We start from the raw sequence: 17,846 nt of genomic DNA, 5'->3' as shown, positions 1-17,846 counted from the left end.
CTACATTCTGGCATTGCTTTCTTTTCGGCAAAAATATCCTGGGGGGAATGCGCCGTAAGGCGCAGGGGGGCAACGCCCCCGCCCGGCATCTACGCGTCAGATACCATCGCCGACAAAGGCTTTTTCAACCACATACTCTTTCGGCTCGGAATTGGCGCCTTCGCGCAGGCCAAAGCTTTCCAAGACCGCCTTTACATCGATGTTGAAATCAAGCGAGCCACATACCATCGCACGGTCTTCCTCTGGGTTCATGCGTGGCAGGCCTAAATCTTCAAACACTTTGCCCGAGGACAGGTTGTCAGTGATCCGGCCCATATGTGCCGTTTCTTCACGGGTCGTAGTCGGGTAATAGCGCAGCTTGCCTTCAACCATTTCGCCGATCAGCTCGTCATTTTGCAGGTCTTCGACCAATTGGCGGCCATATTCCAGCTCATCTGCTGTGCGGCAGGTGTGCATCATGATCACCTGATCATATTTTTCATAGGTTTCAGGGTCGCGCATCAGGCTGGCAAAGGGTGCGATTCCTGTGCCTGTGGCCAGAAACCACACGCGTTTGCCCGGCAATAGGGCGTCATGCACCAAAGTGCCCACCGGCTTGGGGCGCAGGATAATCTCGTCGCCGACATTGATATGCTGCAACTTGCTGGTCAGCGGGCCATCCGGCACTTTGATCGAATAAAACTCCAGCTCTTCATCCCAATTGGGCGAGGCGATGGAATAGGCCCGCAGCAAGGGTTTGCCGTTGTCGCCCATCAAGCCGATCATCACAAACTCGCCCGAGCGGAACCGCAGGCTTTGCGGGCGGGTCACGCGGAACGAAAACAGCCGGTCCGTCCAATGTTTGACGGTTGTTACCATTTGGGCATCCGGCAGATGCGGCTTGGCGGGTTTGGGGGCAGGTTTTGTGGCGGGTGCGGTCACGGTCAGGCTTTCGGTCATGTTTCTTTGTTCCGGCTGTAAACCGGTATCCTTTTTGTAGCTTTGATCTATGTCAGAGGGAAGCGTTCAACCGGCGCGCAAACGCGTCTGATGGTCATGGGCCTGCCAATCGGCGCGGGCCAGCCAATCGGCCTCGGGTTGGCGGGCGGCGAGGTCATCGCTGATTTCCACCTCGTCAAAGCCAACGCGCCGCGCCATCGCGTATTGATCGGCCAGCACATGGCCACGTGCGCGCAGGCGGCCCTTGAACCCCATCATCCGCAGACGCCGGGCCAGCGTAAACCCGCGGCCATCGGCAAAGCTGGGAAAATCGATGCGGATCAGGCGCAGATCATCCAGATAGGGTGTAAGCGCTGAGGGATTATCCGTGTTGGCAAGGTCAATCGCGCCTTCGTGAAAGGGCAGTTGCGCGATTGAGGTAAAGGCGGGGATCGGGTTTTCGTTGGAAAAGCCAGTGTCGGTGACGATAACGCTCATGTGGCGCCCTCCTGTGATTTCCGGACCATTTTGCCATTGATAAAATGGATGCCGCATTCGGTTTTTTCCGTGCCGCGCCAACGCCCTGCGCGAGGGTCTTCGCCCGGTTTTACGGGGCTGGTGCAAGGGGCGCAGCCGATGCTGGGATAGCCTTGGGCCACAAGCGGGTGGCGCGGCAGGCGGTTGTTGATGATGTAGTCTTGCAGATCGTCGCGGGTCCAATGGGCCAGCGGGTTGATTTTCAGGCGCGCATCGCCATCGGCCTCAAAAAACTCGACCTCGGCGCGGGTGCCGGATTGATAGCGCTTGCGGCCCGTGATCCAGGCATCGAACCCCGACAGCGCGCCTTCCAGAACCTCGGTCTTGCGCAGCCCGCAGCAAGCATCGGTGTTGAATTGGTGCAGCGTGCCATCGGGGTCATCCATCGCCAAACGAGCGGGAGCAGGTTGGAGGCGACGGATATCCGTAAGATACAGTTTCTCGGCCAGGGTTTGCTGATAGGCCAAGGTTTCGGCAAACAGCATCTGCGTGTCGATGAACAACACCGGCGTATGCGGCGAAATGACCGATAGCAAATGCAGCAACACCACCGATTCTGCGCCAAAGCTGGACACCAGTGCTACGCGGCCAACCTCGCGGTCGCGCAGCGCATGTTCCAGCACTGCCGTTGCCCCGTGATGGCGGTAGCGGGCATTCAGCCCCGCAATCCGTTCCGCCATCGGGGCAAAGCGACCATCAAGCGGCATTGCGTTTGCCCTCATCGGGGTAAAGCGCTGCTTTGAATGGTGCAAGACCAAGGCGGCGGTATGCCTGCAGGAAGGTTTCCGAGGCGTCAACGCGGTGTTCCAGATAGGCCGCAACGATACGCTCAATCGCGGGAACGATTTCGTCATAGGCAAAACCGGGGCCTGCGCGTTCGCCGATGACAGCGGTTTCCGTGCCGTCACCGCCCAGCGTGATCTGGTAGTTTTCGACGCCTGCGCGGTCCAACCCCAAAATCCCGATATGGCCAACATGGTGATGCCCGCAAGCGTTGATGCAGCCCGAGATTTTGATTTTCAGGGGGCCGATGTCATGCTCTAGCTTCAATTCGTCAAAGCGGTTGGCAATTTCTTGCGCCACAGGAATAGAGCGTGCGGTTGCCAGCGCGCAATAATCCATACCGGGGCAGGCGATGATATCCGAGATCAGCCCGACATTGGCGGTTTCCAACCCCGAGCCGCGCAGGGCGGCATGCAGCGTCGGCAGGTCGGACAGATGGACATGCGGCAGAATGACGTTTTGTTCATGGCTGATCCGAATTTCGGAATGGCCGTAACGTTCGGCCAGATCGGCGATCAGGCGCATTTGCTCGGACGTGGCATCGCCGGGGGTTTCACCGTGCTTTTTAAGGCTGATGGTGACGATGCGGTAATCGGCATTCTTATGCGCCGAAAGGTTGGTATCGGCCCATGACCGGAAAACCGGGTCAGCCTTGTAGAACGCGTGATAGGCACCGGTGTCAGCCTGCCGAAGGGTCGGCGTGCTGAAGGCGGCAGTGATTTCGGCCAGCAAGGCCTGGTCGTTGCCGCCAAATTGCAGGCGCAACTCGTCAAAGCGTTCTTCGATCAGGCGCGACAGCTCTTCTTTGCCGGTTTCATGCAGGGTGATCTTGATGCGGGCTTTGTACTTGTTATCGCGGCGGCCCAGCATGTTATAGACGGACAGAACCGCCTCGACATAGGGCAGCAGGTCAGCCTTGGGCAGGAAATCGCGGACAATTGTGCCGACAATCGGTGTGCGGCCAAGGCCGCCGCCAACGATTACCTCAAACCCCGGTTCGCCCGCGTCATTGCGCACCATGCGCAGACCGATGTCATGCGCGCGGGTCACGGCGCGGTCGGTGGAAGAGCCGGTGATTGCGATTTTGAACTTGCGTGGCAGGAACTGAAATTCAGGATGATCGGTGGACCATTGGCGCAAGAGCTCGGCCACGGGGCGGGGGTCTTCGATCTCATCCGCGGCAGCACCGGCGAAATGGTCGGCGGTCACGTTGCGGATGGTGTTGCCGCTGGTCTGAATGGCATGCATGCCGACATCTGCCAGATCGGACAGGATTTTCGGAATGTCGGTCAGCTTTGGCCAGTTGAACTGGATGTTCTGGCGCGTGGTGAAATGGCCGTAACCTTTGTCATAGGTATCGGCGATATGCGCAAGCTGGCGCATTTGATGCGGGTTGATCGTGCCATAAGGAATGGCGACGCGCAGCATATAGGCGTGCAGTTGCAGATAGACGCCGTTCATCAGGCGCAGGGGCCGAAACTCGTCCTCGGTCAGCGCCCCAGAGATGCGGCGATCAACCTGAGCGGCGAATTGGGCGGTGCGGGCGCGGACGAAGGTTTCGTCGAAATCGGTGTAATTATACATGGTTACGCTCTGTCTGTTTGCCATGGGCATAGTTGGAAGGGCCACGGGTGCGGAAGGCTTCGCGGAAATGCACCGGTTCGGGGCCCTGTGCGCCGCGCTTGGCATCGGCAAGATAGGCACCTACAGCGAATTTGTTGCGCTGTGCGTCCAGCAGACGAAGCTGGCTGTGGGCCTCATCTTCGATCAGCTCGGCCTGGGCGTGGTGGCGCGACCATTGGTCATCAGCTGTCAGGTAGATTACATCGCCGGCCAACAGGTCATTGGCTGTGATGACTTTGGGGGTGAAGGCGCGGCTCATGCTGTGAACTCCTGCAAAGAGAAATGGGGCGAGCGGGCGGCACGCTGGCCGGAAAGGCGCATCGTTTGGCACAAAGAGTGGTTTTGCGGGTGGCCTAGCATGGCTGATCCTTTCTCGGGTTTGGCTGTAATATAGAACATTATCCCCATAATTGCCCATATACCCTTGCCAATAAGGAAGTATGTTCTGATAATCGGGGCGATGGGAACATGTGTTCCGAAAAAGCAGAGGAAAGTGGAATGGCGGCCCGATTGGATGAGATAGACCGGAAAATCCTTGCAGAGCTGCAAGCGGATGCAGCGCAGAGTTTGGATGAAATCGCACGCAAAACAGGGTCTTCCAAGACGCCAGTGTGGAATCGCATCAAGCGGATGAAGGAAGACGGCGTGATCACGCGGCAGACGGTTTTGCTCGATGCCGAGGCTTTGGGGTTGGAGGCGTGTTTCTTTGTATTGATCCGCACGTCCGAGCATGAAGCGGATTGGCAGGCCAAATTTCTGCGCACCTTGAACGAACGGCCGGAAGTGCTGGAGGCGCATCGGTTGGCGGGGGATATCGACTATATTTTGAAAGTGCGGGTCAAGAATGCACGGGCCTATGACACGTTTTATCAGGCGTTGATTTCCGAGGTGCGGATTTTCAACGTGACGGCATTGCTGTCGATGGAAGAGATTAAATCGACGACGGTTTTGCCGGTTTGACGGAGGTATTGGTGACCCGGCTGGGGGCATTCTGCCCCCAGACCCCCGGAAGGTATTTGGGCCAAGATGAAAGGCTTAGGTGGGGCTGACCATCAGACGTGTGAGGCCGTGGAAATGGTAAAGGTCGGCGTATTGAGGCGGAGCGGCGAGGCGTAGTTTTGGCAGACGTTCGAACAGGATGGGCAGGGCGACCTGTAATTCCAGCCGTGCCAATGGGGCGCCGATGCAAAAATGCAGGCCTGCCCCAAAACTTAGGTTGGCCTTGGTGGGGCGGGCGGGGTTGAACTGCTGGGGGGCGTCAAAGGCCGAGGGGTCATGGTTGGCTGCGGCCAGAAGCAGAGCAACCTCGGACCCTTTGGGGATAATATGGCCCATGACCTCTACGTCCTGATAGGCGTAGCGGGTAAACATATGGAGCGGCGGGTCGAAGCGGATGATTTCTTCGACTATCGCGTCAATCGGGGCGGCGTTGATCGGGGTTTGGGTTTCTAGCAGGGTTTTCATGCCATTGCCGATTGCATGAACCGTCGCCTCATGCCCCGCGTTCAAGAGCAGGATGCAGGTGGTTATCAGCTCATCCGTTGACAGCTTTTCCCCGGCCTCTTCAGCCGCGATCAGGTGGGTGATCAGATCATCTGCCGGATGGGCACGGCGGGTTTCGACATAGGCGCGCAAGAAATCGCAGAAATCCTGACTGGCCTGTGCGGCGGCATCCTCGATCGCGCGGCTGCGGCCGGGAATGTACATTTTTACCATGGCGTTTGACCAGCGCAGCAGGTCAGCCCCCATTTCCTCAGGCACGCCCAAAAGGCGGGCGATGATGGTGACGGGCAGGCGTTGGCCAAAGTTTTGCAGCAGGTCAAAGGGCTCGTTCGGGAAGGCGTCAATCAGGTCATGCGACAATTGCGCAATTTCGGGTGCGAGCGCATTGATGCGGCGCGAGGTAAACGCCCGCATAACCAATCCGCGCAGGCGGGTGTGGCGCGGGGGCTCTAATTCCAGCATGGAATGCGCCTCGACGGCATAAAAGGGCGCTGTGTGCGGCGCGATTTCTGGGCGCTGGTCGGCGGGAATTTCACGGCCAAAACGTCGATCACGCAGGATGGCGTTTACTGCGGCATAAGCGGTGGCGCAGGTTTTGCCATAGTCTTGCCAGTGAAAAAACGGGCCTGCCGCACGCGCCCGATTGTAAAACGCATAAGGGTTTTGAACGAATGCGGGGTCATTGGGCGATTGCGACAGGCTTTGCATCAGGATGCGGCCAAGGCTGTGACGATTGGCGCAAAATCGGCGCATTTCAGGCTGGCGCCGCCGACAAGCGCGCCGTTCACATGCGGCAAGGCAAAAATCGCAGCCGCGTTAGAGGCCTTGACCGAACCGCCGTAGAGCAACCGCATTTCCTGCGCGGCCGCGCCATAGCGTTTGACCAGAGTGTCGCGGATAAAGCTGTGAACCTCGGCGATTTCATCCAGCGTTGGCGTCCTTCCGGTGCCGATGGCCCAGACCGGCTCATACGCCACAACCAAAGCGTCGGGGACGGTGGCAAGGGTTGCTGGCAAAGAACCTGCAAGCTGGCTGCCGATCACAGCCAAGGTTGTGCCTGCATCGCGCTGGGCCTCGGTTTCGCCAACGCACACGATAGCAACCAAACCAATGGCTTGCGCGGCAGCTGCCTTGGCCTGAACCGAAGCATCGGTTTCGCCGTGATCAGCGCGGCGTTCGGAGTGGCCCAAAATAACATGCGAGGCGCCCGCGTCTTTCAGCATGGCAGGCGATATGTCGCCGGTATGCGCACCATTGCCAGCCGCATGGCAATCTTGCCCGCCGATTTGCAGCGCCGAGCCTGCTGCACGCTCGGCCATACGTGACAGCAAGGTCGTCGGAGGGCAGATCAGCATGTCGCAGTCTGGCGCGGGATGGGCATCGATTAACTTGGCAATCTCTGCCAGATCCACAGACATTCCATTCATTTTCCAATTACCGGCGGCCAGTTTACGCATGCTTATCCCTCCAAAATGCTGGCATAAGAGCTAAGGGATTTTTTTCGCTTTGCAAATGGGCAAAACCAAGCATTTCATCTTGGTTCAAATACCTCCGCCGGAGGCTGGATTTTCATCTGAAAATCCAATTTCAGGGTCGCGTCACGCGTCTTTGAATTTTATCGACTCGCCGCAACCGCATGCTTCGGCAACATTGGGGTTGCGAAATTTGAATCCGGCCTCCAGCAATGTGGTCTCATAATCAATCTCGGTACCGATCAGAAACATCTGAGCCATCGGGGCAATCATCACCCGCGCGCCGTCTTGCTCTACGGTTTCGTCCATCGGATTTACTTCGGACACATAGTCCATGGTATATTCCATGCCCGCGCATCCGCCCTTTTTCACGCCGATCCGCAGGCCGGTTGAAGACTGCTTTTCCATCAACCGCGCAATTTGCTTGGCGGCGGCAGGGGTTAGCGTAACGGCGGCTTTTCCGGGTATACCGAACATTTTTGGGCGTCCTTTATGTCTCTATTTTCAATATAGGATTTCAGGCTGCAACCATCAAGTAGGAGTCGGGCAAGTAGGAGACGGGCAAGTGGGCCTCGGGCACGTGGACCCCAAGGCCAGCTTACATGAAGCCGAGTTCGAGGCGCGCTTCGTCTGACATCATTTCCATGCCCCAAGGTGGCTCAAACGTCATGCCGACATTGACTGATTTCACACCGGCCAAGGGCTCAATCGCATCTGCAACCCAGCCGGGCATCTCGCCTGCGACGGGGCAGCCGGGCGCTGTCAGGGACATCAAAATCTCGACATCATTTTCATCAGAAATTTCAATGGTGTAAATCAGGCCAAGGTCATGAATATTGACCGGGATTTCGGGGTCGAAGACCGTGCGGCATGCTTCGACGACCTGCTCATAAAGCGGGTGTTCGGTGGTGGATGGCTTTATCAAAGGGGTGCCTTCGATCTGGTCCTGCTGCTGGTTCATCATGGCCTCACAGATTATTCTGACTGAATATATAGGGAATTATGGGGCAAAGGTCCAGAGGTTGCGGAAAATGAAAATGCCCCAGCCGTTTAGGCAGGGGCACGAAAAGGCGTGTCTTTTATAGCCTTCAGAACGGGATTTCGTCATCCATATCTGACCGGCCGCCGCCGCCACCCGAAGAGGCGCCGCCACCGCTGCGGCCATAACCGCCTGAGCTGCCAGAGCCGCCAGATGCTCCGCCATCATAGCCGCCACGGTCTTCATAGCCGCCGCCCGAACCGCCCTCATTTCGCCCACCTAGCAGCGTCAATTCGCCGCGGAAGGGGCGCAAAACGATCTCGGTCGTATATTTCTCGGCGCCGGATTGATCTTGCCATTTGCGCGTTTCCAGCTGGCCTTCGATATAAACGGTTGACCCTTTGCGCAGGTATTGCTCGGCGATCTTGCCCAAGGCCTCGTTCAGAATAGAGACGCGGTGCCATTCAGTGCGCTCTTTGCGTTCGCCACTGGCTTTGTCGCGCCATGATTCCGAGGTGGCGATGTTCAGGTTGACGACTTTGCCGCCGTTGCCAAATGTCCGAACTTCGGGGTCGCGGCCCAGGTTTCCGACGATGATAACTTTGTTTACCGATCCAGCCATCCGGCCCCCCATGGTTGTTGCATCGCTTTTGATGCCTGATTCTCTGGCCTGTTTCGGCAGCTTTGCTGAAACCGGTTAACAATCCCTATACCGCCGCTGCCCCCGCGCCGCAACACGATGGCCACCATGTGCCAGGGGAAAACAGCGCGAAAGCAGGCATTCCGACTGGCCAATCGGGCGTTTGCACCTGTCGAAGGGCTGGTATTTATGCGGCAATTCCGTATAGTCCGGCAATTGCTGGGTTAAATCGGGACGAGCGGATGCTTCGGACAATTTTTTTGATCGGGATGGTGGGCGCAGTATCTGCGGGCCCGGCCATAGCAGAAGGACTGGTTTTTTCTGGCGGCAATGGATCGCGCAAAGCGGTGTTCAAATCGCAGACGCGCCTGCTGGACAATCGACTTGCCAAGCAATACTCGGCCTCGGTCCGGCTGCAGCCCAACCCGGTTGCTGTGGCCAAAGACGGGGCAATTCCGCGGTTTAGCGGCAAGTACAAAGGGCAATATCTGAATGTTGCCAAAGCGGCGGCGCGCAAACATGCAGTGCCGGAAGACCTGTTCTTGCGTCTGGTCGAACAAGAGTCGGGTTGGGACCCTTCGGCAGAATCACATGCCGGTGCCAAGGGGCTTGCGCAGCTGATGCCGGGAACAGCGGAAAAGCTGGGGGTGAATATTCATGACCCCAATGAAAACCTCGACGGCGGCGCGCGGTATTTGCGCATGATGTATGATCGTTTTGGCAGCTGGCGTCTGGCGCTTGCGGCCTATAATGCGGGGCCGGGTGCGGTTGAAAAACACTCGGGCATCCCGCCATTTGAAGAAACCCAGAACTATGTTCTGGTTATATTGGGCGGCTAGGCAACGCTTTCGCGCCCTGCAGTCAGGCCTTTTTGTCTTTGCGGCGCGCGCGGACATTCGCTGCAAGGTCAATGGTATAGCTTGCCAGTGCCCCAAGCGTTTCCTCTGCGGTACCGCTGTTGCGTTGTTCGATTGCGTCGGCAATCGCTGCGTGAAAGGCAATAATCTTTTCGCGCGAACGGGCCGAAAAGGTGATCATGTTCATCAAAGGCTGCATCGCCTCGACCGCGCCAGCCAACTGGTAGGACAGCACAGGATTGCACGCGCCATCAACCAGGGCGCGATGAAAGGCTACATCGGATGCGCAAAAGCTTTCATCGCTAAGTCCGGGCTGCGATTGACGGTGAATTTCGGCGCGCATGGTGGCCAGATGGTCGGCGCTGCGGCGTTGGGCTGCAAGCGGCACGCAGGCGCGCTCGAGCGCATATCGCGCCTCGCAAGCCGTTTCAAAATCAATTTCGTTCATCGACAGCAGCAGCGTCGAGGTTGTGATCTGTTGGCTGTAGGCCTCCTCAAACGAGAGGCGATTCACAAAGGCACCTCCCGTTGCCCCGCGCTGTGTGCGGATCAGGTTTTGCGCGGCCAGCCGTTTCAGGGCCTCACGTACCGTGGGCCGCGAAACACCGAATTGTTCAGCCAGTTCCTGTTCGGACGGCAGGCGTTGATCGACCAAAAGGCGGCCTTCAACAATGGCATCGCGCAGGGATGAGGCAATGCGCAGGGGCAGTTCGCCATCGGAGGAAAGAATGTAGGTTTGGGTCATGTGGCCAATATACTTAGAGAGCTTTCGTAATTTTTTAATTGTCAGACAATTAAATGTTTGACAATTGATCGCGTTATGAGAAACCTATGGCCAAGCGGCGGCTACGTCTAGTGGTTTGCAGGTGAGTCTTTGCAACAAGAGAACGTCGAATGGCCTTTGAAGCCCAAAACCCAAAGCGGATATTGCCGGATTGGAACCGGGCGGCGCTGGCATGGATCGGGTTTTACGCGGTTGTTCTGATGGCATGGCTGGCTGTGTTTGCCATGGCACGGCAAAACCCGGCCGCAGATATGCCGGCCGATTTCTGGGCCAGTCTGTGCATTGCGGCAGGGCAAGCGCAATTTGGCCCCTTGGTCGGCATGTGGGCGCTGATGGCTTTGGCGATGATGCTGCCGACTTTTGTACCGGCGTTGCGCTGTTTTCTGGATTTGTCGCAAACCGGCGCCACGAATGCGCTGGGGGCTGTGGCGCTGATTTTGGGCTATGTCGTGATTTGGCTTACGGCAGCGTTTGTTGGCGCAGGGGCGCAATACGGGCTTTCACAGGCGGGGCTTGTCGGGCTGAACGGCGCCAGCCTTTCGGGATGGTTGACGGCGGCGCTGCTTTTGGGGGCAGGGGCCTACCAGTTCAGCGGCGTCAAAGAGGCCTGCCTTGCGAAATGCCGCATGCCCCTTTCGTTTTTTATGGAGCGCTGGGCGCCAGGAACGCCCCGCGCGCTGCGGATGGGGCTGGAACTGGGCGCGCTTTGCCTTGGGTGCTGCTGGGCGCAGATGGCGCTTGGCTTTATCGGAGGCACGATGAATTTGTTGTGGATGGGGGCTGCGACCCTGTTCATGACACTGGAAAAACTGCCCGACATCGGGCGGTGGCTGACCCGTCCTGTCGGGTTTGTCTTGATCGCCGCAGGCGTGTTCACCGCCCTGCAAACACTACTAACCCCTTGAAAGGAAAGCCGATGGCCGACGTATTGCCTGAATGGAGCATCAAAGGAGAGTTGATCCTTAACTGCAATTGCACTGTGTTTTGCCCCTGCGTGGTCAGCCTTGGCAAACACCCGCCAACCGAAGGCTATTGTCAGGCATGGGTAGGCGTGCGCATCGATGAAGGGCATTATGACGGCGAAAGCCTGTCGGGCCTGAACATCGGACTGATTATGGATATCCCCGGAAATATGGGGCGCGGCAATTGGAAGGCGGCGGCCTATATTGACGAGCGCGCAAGCGACAAGGCCTTTGATGGCTTGGTCAATATTTTCTCGGGCAAGGCGCGGGGCACCACAGGGCTGTTTAGCATCATGGTTTCCGAGTTTCTGGGCGCCGAACGCTCGCCCGTCAGCTATGAAACCGAAGGCAAGACGCGGCATCTGGTCGTGGGCAAAAAGATCAACGGTGCTGTGACGCCGATTTCGGGCAAAGACCCCGATAGCGAAGTGGTTGTTACAAATACCGAATACTGGATGGGCCCCGATATTACCATTGCGTCGGCCGACAAGGGCCGCGTGCGTGCCTTTGGCCGCGTGTGGGATTTTGATGGCCGCTCGGCCGAGATTTGCCAGATTGATTGGAAAGGTCCCCGCTAAAATGGCCACGATTGCCCCTTCGCGCCGCGTGCGCCGTACGCCCTTTTCCGCCGGAGTCGAGGCTGCGGGAGTAAAGGGTTATACTGTCTACAACCGCATGCTGCTGCCTACGGTGTTTGACAGCATCACGTCAGATTACAAGCATCTGAAAGAGCATGTGCAGGTTTGGGATGTCGCCTGCGAACGACAGGTAGAGCTGCGCGGGCCTGACGCAGGCCGTTTGATGCAGATGCTAACCCCGCGCGATTTGCGCGGTATGTTGGCGGGACAATGCTATTACGTGCCGATGGTTGATGAAACCGGCGGCATGCTGAACGACCCCGTGGCCGTGAAACTGGCTGAAGACCGCTATTGGATTTCGATTGCTGACAGCGATCTGTTGCTCTGGGTCAAAGCGGTTGCGTTGGGGTATCGCTTGGATGTGCTGGTCGATGAACCCGACGTGTCGCCGCTGGCAATTCAGGGGCCAAAGGCCGATGCACTGATGGCGCGGGTGTTTGGCGGTGCGGTTCTGGCAGTAAAATTCTTTCGCTTTGGTTGGTTTGATTTTCAGGGCCGCAGCCTTGCCATTGCGCGCTCGGGCTATTCCAAGCAGGGCGGGTATGAGATCTATGTTGAAGGCGGTGATATCGGTATGCCGCTGTGGGATGCACTTTTTGCGGCGGGCGAGGATTTGCAAGTGCGCGCCGGTTGCCCCAATCTGATCGAGCGGATTGAGGGCGGGTTGCTTTCTTATGGCAATGATATGACCCGCGATAACACCCCGCATGAATGCGGTTTGGGCAAGTTTTGCAACACGCATACCGCAATCGGCTGCATTGGCCGTGATGCGCTGCTGCGGGTGGCCAAAGAGGGCCCGATCCAGCAAATTCGACCCATCGCTATTGAGGGCGAAATTCCCCCCTGCGATCGGGTCTGGCCGCTGATGGCAGGCGGGAAACGGGTGGGGCAGGTGACCTCGGCAGCTGCCAGCCCCGATTTTGGCGCCAATGTTGCGATCGGCATGGTGCGGATGACGCATTGGGATGCGGGCACAAAGCTGGAGGTGAAAACACCAGCGGGTATGCGCCATGCGACTGTGCAAAATAAATTCTGGATTTAACGGAGAGTGAACATGTTCAACGCTTTGATCGTCGAAAAAGATGCCGAGGGCAAAACATCGGCCTCGGTTCAGCAGATCGGTTTGGATCGTTTGCCCGAAGCCGAGGTGACTGTTGCTGTCGAATACTCGACCGTAAACTACAAAGACGGGCTGTGCATCGGTCCAGGTGGCGGCCTTGTGCGCAATTATCCGCATATTCCCGGAATCGACTTTGCCGGTACGGTCGAGGCGTCGTCTGATCCGCGATACAAGGCAGGCGACAAGGTTGTGCTAACCGGTTGGCGCGTGGGCGAGGCGCATTGGGGCGGCTATACGCAGAAAGCGCGGGTGCGGGCCGATTGGCTGGTGCCGCTGCCCGTCGGGCTGACCACGCGGCAGGCAATGGCCGTTGGTACGGCGGGATTCACCGCAATGCTGGCGGTGATGGCGTTGGAAGATCACGGGCTGAAACCCGGCCAAGGCCCGGTTCTGGTGACAGGTGCTGCGGGGGGCGTGGGTTCGGTTGCTACGGCGATACTGGCGCATTTGGGCTATGAGGTCGCCGCTGTTACAGGCCGACCCGAAACGGCAGACTATTTGACCTCGCTTGGCGCGACGCGGATTGTCGCCCGCGAAGAACTGGCCGAAACGGTCAAGCGCCCGCTGGAAGGCGAAGTTTGGGCGGGCTGCGTCGATGCGGTTGGTGGGGCAATGCTGGCGCGGCTTTTGGGGCAGATGAAATACGGCGCGTCCGTTGCTGCCGTTGGCCTTGCTGGGGGGGCAAGCCTGCCCGCGACCGTGATCCCGTTTCTGCTGCGTGGCGTGAATCTGTTGGGAATTGATAGCGTGATGCGACCCTATGCAGACCGCACCCGCGCTTGGGACCGGATTGCCAAAGATCTTCCAATGGCCAAGCTGGAAGCCATGATCACCCCAGCAGTTTTGGCCGACTTGCCAAAACTGGGCGCAGATATTTTGCAAGGTCATGTTAAAGGGCGTGTCGTGGTCGATGTGAACGGCTGATATTTACATGCGAGACAGCGTTTCGAGGTGATTTCTGCCAATCCTGTGCTGTTAGTCCCGCTGCATTGGCGCCTCTGCGGTGGATTGCTACTGTGGCGGGCTTACATTGGCCTGCAGTACCAAAGGCTGCGCGGGATTGGCGCATGAACAAAAGCCTCCCACGCGCCACGATTCAGCATACTGCTGCGTAGCAATGGGGCTAACCCGCTTTCTTGATTTCAGCCTGTGGTGCTGGGGCCTTTATTTGCGCGGGCTGGCTTGGGGCGTGCATACCGGGCGCAAGCGAGGTAGAGGTTTTTGCGCCGTGCTCGATGATGCGGATCGCGCGCATGCCTGCGTTTTGCCCGAGTTTTCCGTTGGCGATGCGCAGGCCATCGCGTCCTTCAAGGCAGATTTGGTCGAGCGCGGCCTCGTTTAACGAAACTTGCTCACCAACCTTCAAGTCCAAAAGCCTATCCAATGGCAGGTTTACCCGAGAAAGGACGGCGATGATCTCGGCTTGTGAGCCCATGATTTGCTCGCCCAAAGCGGCGCCAAACACCATTTCGGCTGCGCGACTTGGCGGCGGCTCGACCAGTTTTGGCGGGGCACCACGCCCATCGGCAGGCAACGCGAGCAAGATCTGGCCGTTTCTCGCGCCATCGGCCAGGGACACTTCGGCAAACAAAACCTGATAAGCTGTATCTTCGAGCAAAAGCCCAAGCGGGCGCGCGTCTTCAAGAAATGATGCATAGCTAAAGCCGCTGGTCCACGTTAGATCATTCGATTGTGCGAGGCCGAGCTGCAACGATTTCAACGCTTTGTCGATCATCGCGGAAACCATTGCGGCATCGGTTCGGGTAGGCCGTCGTGCAATTGCCGCGGTTGCGTTGACGCGCCCGACCATTTGTATTTCAACGATACCGGCCAGAATTTCGGGCGAGATCACCAAAAGGCCAAGCCCTTCCTTTGGGCCCTCAAGCATAGCAATCAAGGCGCGTTCCGGTGGCAGTTCCAGCAATTCGGCAAGTGAAGATCTTGTCTGGCGCAGCTCGGGGATCGTCATTTCCAGCCCGATTGCATCGCGCGCTGATCGAGCAAGTGCCAGCTTCCACGCTTTTGCGGCACCCTGCACGTCGCTGCGTGCAGTGGTTTTGCGCGCGTGGTCAATTTTAAGTTTTATGCCGATATGTTCCAACACTATCCCCTTCACCGTTCTTTTTGATTGCCAGAAAAAGACTACCAATGCGTTAACAGCGGCAAACTGTTCTTGACCACCCGAACTGATCCAGCTAGCAAACTGCCATAGACAAGTGGTCAAGAGTCCGCTGTTCTGGGCCTGTAGCTCAACTGGTTAGAGCAGGGCGCTCATAACGCCTTGGTTGGGGGTTCGAGTCCCTCCGGGCCTACCAAAATTTCGTCTCCATACGTATCAGATTGAAGGTAATACACTTAAAAACAGTGGGTTATCTCCTTTTTGGTGTTTCATACGTCTCCATACGTTTCACCTTTTGTTGGTATAATTTGTTGGTGTCATCACTGCGATACCAACAAAATGAGTCGTCGCTATGCCTTTGACAGATGCCCAATGCCGCGCAGCCAAACCCGCCGAGAAGGTGAAGAAGCTATCGGACGCGCGCGGGTTGTTCCTGCAAATTTCGCCAATCGGTTCAAAGCTATGACGTATGAACTATTGGTTCGGCGGTAAGTAGCGAACAGCTTCCTTCGGCTCTTACCCCGATGTATCTCTTGCATCGGCGCGAATGCGAGCAGCCGAGTTGAAAGACAAGCTAGCCATGGGGGATGACCCGGCATTGAAGGAAGGGGCAGCGGCAACGCCTGAAAAAACCTTCAAGGATGCGGCCCGTGCTTGGTTCAACGCCAGAGAAGCGCAATGGGTATCAGGCTATGCCGCCCGCATATGGTCGCGCCTCGATGCGGATGTGTTTCCCAAGATCGGCGGCAAGGATGTGTCGACCATCACCTCCGTCGAAATCTTAGCGCTGTTGCGTGTGATTGAGGATCGCAACGGCTTGGAAATGGCAAAGCGCGTCCGTCAAACGATTAGTCTGGTGTTCCGCTATGCCGTGGCAAATGGCTGGGCGCTGCAAGACCCCGCCGCCCCAATTGCTGTCGCTATGAAGTCTGCGCCCCGACAACAGCACCGCGAGGCATTGAAAGAAGATCAACTGCATGACTTCTTTGCTGCCATGGCCAACAATAGCGGTGATCGTGCTACTGCGCTGGGCTTAAAGATCATCGCGCATACCTTCGTGAGAACTTCCGAACTCCGGTTGGCAACATGGGCAGAAATCGACGGCGACACTTGGCGCATCGAAGCGAGTAAAATGAAAATACGAAAGGAACACATCGTTCCCTTGTCGCCGCAGGTCCGGGCCATGTTTGATGGATTGAAAGACTTGGCTGGTACTTCCCCTTTCATTCTGCCCGGTCAATCGGGTCACAAACCCACCTCCGAGAACACGCTGATTTATGGCTTGTATCGGTTGGGCTATCATAGCCGCGCATCGGTTCACGAGTTTCGCAGCACTGCGTTGACTATACTGAATGAGTCGGGCTTGTGGCGCGCGGACGCAATCGAAAGACAGCTTGCCCATTTCCCTGCTAATGAGGTTCGAAGCGCATTTAACGCGGCGCTCTATCTTGATGAGCGGCGGAAGATGATGATGTGGTATTCTGACCTTTTGGATAGGCACGAAAAGAAGAAGTCAAAAAGCCAGCCAGTGAAGAAAAAGTCAGATACAGACTTAACCGATTTGCTGTCCTAGAGTTTCACAATCAATGTGAAATTACTGGTTTAATTTCAAAAACTTGACCGGAATATTGGTCGTCGCTATGTTGCGGCTGTGACCTCATTCCATTTTCCGCGTTGTGCGAAATTTAGAAAAAGTCACCGGGGCACAACCCGATGACCTTTGTTGGAGTATTCACACATCGCATCTACTGATAACTAAACCAGTGACCTGCCCCCCGGTCGTCCCTCGTTCATAATGAGAGTCCTCGGGTTTGATAATCGTCGGTTTCGGGTTCGGCAAGCGCGCCGGGCGCGATGCCATCAAATAGCTCAAGCGCCCGGCGCGCTTCTGCGGGGGGTTTGTTTCCCAGCGATGAATGCGGCCTGACTTTGTTGTAGTCGTATTGCCATAGCGCCAGCCTTCGGCGGGCGTCGGCTAGGCTATCGAAGATTTCCTCGTTGAGACATTCATCCCGCAAGCTGCCGTTGAATGACTCGACGTAACCATTCTCCTGCGGCTTACCGGGGTCAATGTAATGCCATTCGACCTTGTTGTCGTTTGCCCATTTCAGGATGGCCTTGCTGGTGAATTCAGTTCCATCGTCACGGACTATGCTGGCGGGTTTTCCGTAAATCCGGACCAATGCGTCCAGTTCGCGTGCAACCCGGGCTCCCGAGATGCTGGTGTCAGGAACTAAACATAGGTTTTCGCGGCCGGTCTTGTCGCGGTTTAGTTCCGGTCTCTTTCGAGCAATGTTTGCTATGAAGGAGATTGAGAATGGCAACGAGATACATAGACGAGTTTCGCCGTGATGCCGTGCGCATCGCGACGACCAGTGGACTGACACGACCACAAGCGGCCTCTGATTTGGGGGTTGGGCTTTCGACGCTGAACAAGTGGGTCCAAAAGCATCAGCATGATGACCTGATGTCGGGTCCTCACGAAGACGTCGAGAAAGAGAACGAACGCCTTCGCAAGGAAGTCCGGCTGCTTCGCGAGGAGAGGGAAGTGTGTTGATTGTCATTGAGAACTGACCCGGCATTTTCATCGAGATCTGACCCACCCAGCCGTTATGATCTGCTGGTTATGATGGCGTCAATGCTGTTGCCTCCTTTCGCTTTTTCTTCGCTGTTTCGGAGCTGGCCTTGAAGCGGTAGCTGTCATTGCCGGTCTCGAGGATGTGGCAGCGATGTGTGAGACGATCGAGCAGTGCTGTGGTCATTTTGGCATCGCCAAAGACGCTGGCCCATTCACTGAAGCTCAGGTTGGTGGTGATGATGACGCTGGTGCGTTCATACAGCTTGCTCAGAAGATGGAAGAGCAACGCGCCGCCGGAGGCGCTGAACGGCAGATATCCCAGCTCATCCAGGA

At 57.1% G+C, this 17,846-nt stretch carries 20 protein-coding genes, 1 tRNA gene and 3 pseudogenes; 10 read left to right on the top strand and 14 right to left on the bottom strand.

Translation table 11 applies throughout. The annotated features are described in order from the left end of the window. Positions 1-96 precede the first annotated feature (96 nt). The 5 genes from AKU79_RS03710 to AKU79_RS03690 all read right to left on the bottom strand — a co-directional run bounded on the left by AKU79_RS03710 (position 97) and on the right by AKU79_RS03690 (position 4,120). Positions 97-939: a ferredoxin--NADP reductase gene (locus AKU79_RS03710; RefSeq protein ID WP_050522239.1), complete on the bottom strand. Its 843-nt coding sequence runs from the start codon at positions 937-939 to the stop codon at positions 97-99. A 66-nt stretch (positions 940-1,005) separates the two neighbouring features. Further along, positions 1,006-1,416 (bottom strand): DUF934 domain-containing protein, encoded by a 411-nt coding sequence (locus AKU79_RS03705; protein ID WP_050522238.1) that lies wholly within the window; start codon positions 1,414-1,416, stop codon positions 1,006-1,008. Next, positions 1,413-2,162, bottom strand: a complete 750-nt coding sequence (locus AKU79_RS03700) for a phosphoadenylyl-sulfate reductase (protein ID WP_050522237.1) — start codon at positions 2,160-2,162, stop codon at positions 1,413-1,415. The genes AKU79_RS03705 and AKU79_RS03700 overlap by 4 nt, the downstream gene beginning before the upstream one ends. Next, a complete protein-coding gene (locus tag AKU79_RS03695; protein ID WP_050522236.1) occupies positions 2,152-3,822 on the bottom strand; it encodes a nitrite/sulfite reductase in 1,671 nt (556 codons plus the stop codon). The genes AKU79_RS03700 and AKU79_RS03695 overlap by 11 nt, the downstream gene beginning before the upstream one ends. After that, the gene (locus tag AKU79_RS03690; RefSeq protein WP_050522235.1) at positions 3,815-4,120 is read right to left on the bottom strand and encodes a DUF2849 domain-containing protein; all 306 of its coding nucleotides are present in this window, start codon (positions 4,118-4,120) and stop codon (positions 3,815-3,817) included. Before AKU79_RS03690 ends, AKU79_RS03695 begins: the two co-directional genes overlap by 8 nt. A gap of 239 nt (positions 4,121-4,359) precedes the next feature. Here AKU79_RS03690 and AKU79_RS03685 point away from each other — a divergent pair, with 239 nt between their 5' ends. Continuing rightward, positions 4,360-4,821 carry an Lrp/AsnC family transcriptional regulator gene (locus AKU79_RS03685; protein ID WP_050522234.1) on the top strand — a complete coding sequence of 154 codons (462 nt, stop codon included), beginning with the start codon at positions 4,360-4,362 and terminating at the stop codon, positions 4,819-4,821. A 75-nt stretch (positions 4,822-4,896) separates the two neighbouring features. On the opposite strand, the gene AKU79_RS03680 is transcribed toward AKU79_RS03685, so the two are convergent. The 5 genes from AKU79_RS03680 to ssb all read right to left on the bottom strand — a co-directional run bounded on the left by AKU79_RS03680 (position 4,897) and on the right by ssb (position 8,437). After that, complete coding sequence (locus AKU79_RS03680) at positions 4,897-6,072, bottom strand: cytochrome P450 (RefSeq protein WP_050522233.1); 1,176 nt, start codon at positions 6,070-6,072, stop codon at positions 4,897-4,899. After that, on the bottom strand, positions 6,072-6,821 hold the full coding sequence (gene tpiA / locus AKU79_RS03675; RefSeq protein ID WP_082223914.1) for a triose-phosphate isomerase: 750 nt from the start codon (positions 6,819-6,821) through the stop codon (positions 6,072-6,074). Before tpiA ends, AKU79_RS03680 begins: the two co-directional genes overlap by 1 nt. 141 nt (positions 6,822-6,962) lie before the next feature. Next, positions 6,963-7,313 carry a HesB/IscA family protein gene (locus AKU79_RS03670; protein WP_050522231.1) on the bottom strand — a complete coding sequence of 117 codons (351 nt, stop codon included), beginning with the start codon at positions 7,311-7,313 and terminating at the stop codon, positions 6,963-6,965. Positions 7,314-7,434: 121 nt separating this feature from the next. Then, complete coding sequence (locus tag AKU79_RS03665) at positions 7,435-7,797, bottom strand: SUF system Fe-S cluster assembly protein (RefSeq protein WP_050522294.1); 363 nt, start codon at positions 7,795-7,797, stop codon at positions 7,435-7,437. A 127-nt stretch (positions 7,798-7,924) separates the two neighbouring features. Then, entirely contained in the window at positions 7,925-8,437 is a 513-nt protein-coding gene (ssb, locus tag AKU79_RS03660) for a single-stranded DNA-binding protein (RefSeq protein ID WP_050522293.1), read from the bottom strand. A 260-nt stretch (positions 8,438-8,697) separates the two neighbouring features. Between ssb and AKU79_RS03655 the strand changes: the two genes are divergently transcribed. After that, a complete protein-coding gene (locus tag AKU79_RS03655) occupies positions 8,698-9,294 on the top strand; it encodes a lytic transglycosylase domain-containing protein (protein WP_050522230.1) in 597 nt (198 codons plus the stop codon). A 22-nt stretch (positions 9,295-9,316) separates the two neighbouring features. On the opposite strand, the gene AKU79_RS03650 is transcribed toward AKU79_RS03655, so the two are convergent. Beyond that, positions 9,317-10,057, bottom strand: coding sequence for a FadR/GntR family transcriptional regulator (locus AKU79_RS03650; protein ID WP_050522229.1), 741 nt, complete (start codon positions 10,055-10,057; stop codon positions 9,317-9,319). 149 nt (positions 10,058-10,206) lie between these two features. Between AKU79_RS03650 and AKU79_RS03645 the strand changes: the two genes are divergently transcribed. From AKU79_RS03645 to acuI, 4 genes are read left to right on the top strand one after another with little or no spacing between them, the layout of a single operon-like run. Next, positions 10,207-11,001, top strand: coding sequence for a DUF2182 domain-containing protein (locus tag AKU79_RS03645; RefSeq protein ID WP_082223913.1), 795 nt, complete (start codon positions 10,207-10,209; stop codon positions 10,999-11,001). A gap of 11 nt (positions 11,002-11,012) precedes the next feature. Next, positions 11,013-11,636 (top strand): DUF1326 domain-containing protein, encoded by a 624-nt coding sequence (locus tag AKU79_RS03640; RefSeq protein ID WP_050522228.1) that lies wholly within the window; start codon positions 11,013-11,015, stop codon positions 11,634-11,636. A gap of 1 nt (position 11,637) precedes the next feature. Continuing rightward, entirely contained in the window at positions 11,638-12,738 is a 1,101-nt protein-coding gene (locus AKU79_RS03635) for a dimethylsulfoniopropionate demethylase (protein WP_050522227.1), read from the top strand. 12 nt (positions 12,739-12,750) lie between these two features. Beyond that, on the top strand, positions 12,751-13,740 hold the full coding sequence (gene acuI / locus AKU79_RS03630; protein ID WP_050522226.1) for an acryloyl-CoA reductase: 990 nt from the start codon (positions 12,751-12,753) through the stop codon (positions 13,738-13,740). Positions 13,741-13,939: 199 nt separating this feature from the next. On the opposite strand, the gene AKU79_RS03625 is transcribed toward acuI, so the two are convergent. Next, positions 13,940-14,917 carry a FliM/FliN family flagellar motor switch protein gene (locus tag AKU79_RS03625; protein WP_050522225.1) on the bottom strand — a complete coding sequence of 326 codons (978 nt, stop codon included), beginning with the start codon at positions 14,915-14,917 and terminating at the stop codon, positions 13,940-13,942. Positions 14,918-15,054: 137 nt separating this feature from the next. Here AKU79_RS03625 and AKU79_RS03620 point away from each other — a divergent pair. From AKU79_RS03620 to AKU79_RS03615, 3 genes and pseudogenes are all read left to right on the top strand, one after another. Continuing rightward, a tRNA-Ile gene (locus tag AKU79_RS03620) sits at positions 15,055-15,131 on the top strand. Between the two features lie 315 nt (positions 15,132-15,446). After that, positions 15,447-15,527 (top strand): annotated as a pseudogene (locus AKU79_RS19905) (hypothetical protein); the annotation flags it as partial. After that, positions 15,516-16,508, top strand: a complete 993-nt coding sequence (locus AKU79_RS03615; RefSeq protein WP_050522224.1) for a tyrosine-type recombinase/integrase — start codon at positions 15,516-15,518, stop codon at positions 16,506-16,508. The pseudogene AKU79_RS19905 and the gene AKU79_RS03615, both read left to right, overlap by 12 nt. Before the next feature lie 217 nt (positions 16,509-16,725). Here AKU79_RS03615 and AKU79_RS03610 read toward each other — a convergent pair. Next, positions 16,726-17,199 (bottom strand): annotated as a pseudogene (locus AKU79_RS03610) (integrase core domain-containing protein); the annotation flags it as partial. A gap of 53 nt (positions 17,200-17,252) precedes the next feature. Between AKU79_RS03610 and AKU79_RS03605 the strand changes: the two are divergent. Then, positions 17,253-17,486 (top strand): annotated as a pseudogene (locus AKU79_RS03605) (transposase); the annotation flags it as partial. 73 nt (positions 17,487-17,559) lie between these two features. Here AKU79_RS03605 and AKU79_RS03600 read toward each other — a convergent pair. Next, positions 17,560-17,846, bottom strand: a 287-nt coding sequence (locus AKU79_RS03600; protein WP_197087223.1) for an ATP-binding protein, incomplete at its 5' end; no start/stop codon positions are given.

Origin of the sequence: Pseudorhodobacter wandonensis (genome assembly GCF_001202035.1) — a bacterium.
Classification (GTDB): Bacteria; Pseudomonadota; Alphaproteobacteria; order Rhodobacterales; family Rhodobacteraceae; genus Pseudorhodobacter; species Pseudorhodobacter wandonensis.
Note: the sequence above shows the minus strand (reverse complement) of the source record. Positions and strands in the feature narration are given on the sequence as shown.